General features: G+C 78.0%; 1 protein-coding gene. It reads left to right on the top strand.

The window, feature by feature from the left end; translation table 11 throughout:
* The first annotated feature begins 124 nt into the window (after positions 1-124).
* Entirely contained in the window at positions 125-1,174 is a 1,050-nt protein-coding gene (locus ACFV4G_RS20840; RefSeq protein WP_380442417.1) for a family 2 encapsulin nanocompartment cargo protein polyprenyl transferase, read from the top strand.
* Positions 1,175-1,271 lie beyond the last annotated feature (97 nt).

Here is a 1,271-nt window from a genome sequence, read left to right as displayed (position 1 = left end):
GCGGCGCGGGGCGGGGCGCGGGGGGGGGGCGGCCCCCCGCCCCCCCTCCCGCCCCCGGGGCGGCCGCGCCCCCCCCGGGCCGCCCCCCGCCCTTCTCACGACAGGTCATCAGGGGGAGGAACCCATGACGAGCCCCACGCTGGAGCGGGACCACCGGGAGGGCCACGAGGCCGAGGACGTGCTCGTCCGGGCCCGCGGTCTGGTCGACCCGGTCCTGCGGGCCGCCGTCGACTCGCTGCCGGGCGCGATGCGCAAGGTCGCCGGCTACCACTTCGGCTGGTGGGAGGCGGACGGCTCGCCCTCCGCGTCGCCCTCCGGCAAGGCGATCCGCCCGGCCATGGTCCTCGCCGCCGCCCAGGCCCTCGGCGGCGACCCGGCCGCGGCCACCGCCGCTGCGGCGGCCGTCGAGCTGGTGCACAACTTCACCCTGCTCCACGACGACGTCATCGACCGCGACGAGACCCGCCGCCACCGCCCCACCGCCTGGCGGGTGTTCGGCACCACCGAGGCGATCCTGGCCGGCGACGCGATGCACTCGCTGGCGCTGCGGCTGCTGGCCGAGGACACCCACCCGGCCGCCCGGTCCGCCGTCCGCCGGCTCACCGACTGCGTGGTCGAGCTGTGCGAGGGCCAGCAGATCGACTGCGCCTTCGAGCAGCGGGACGACGTCTCGCTCGCCGAGTGCCTCGCGATGGCCGAGGCGAAGACGGGCGCCCTGCTGGGTGCGTCCTGCGCGATGGGCGCGGAGTACGGCGGCGCGTCCGAGCGGGCGGCGAAGGCGATGGACGGCTTCGGGCGGGAGATCGGTCTGGCGTTCCAGCTGATCGACGACCTGATCGGCATCTGGGGCGACCCGGCCGTCACCGGCAAGCCGGTCGGGGCGGACCTGGTGGCGCGGAAGAAGTCGCTGCCGGTGGTCGCGGCGCTCGGCTCGGGCACGCCCGACGGCGCCCGGCTCGCCGAGCTGTACACGCTGGAACGGCAGCTCAGTGCCGAGGAGTTGGCGCTCTGCGCCGCGGCCGTCGAGGGCGCGGGCGGGCGCGGCTGGGCGCAGGGCGCGTCCTGCGAGCGGATGGCCGCCGCGATGGACCTGCTGGCCGTGGCCGTGCCCGAGCCGGCCCGGACGGACGAACTGCTCGCGCTGGCCGAGCTGGTGACGCGCCGCACCCACTGACCGCGCGGGGGAGTGGGTGGGGGTGGGGTGGGGGGGGGGGGGGCGCCGCGGAGCACGCACGCGCACAGCACAGCCCCGGCCGGGCCAGCGACCGCGC

This window comes from Kitasatospora sp. NPDC059747, from assembly GCF_042732955.1.
Lineage (GTDB): Bacteria > Actinomycetota > Actinomycetes > Streptomycetales > Streptomycetaceae > Kitasatospora.
Note: the sequence above shows the minus strand (reverse complement) of the source record. Positions and strands in the feature narration are given on the sequence as shown.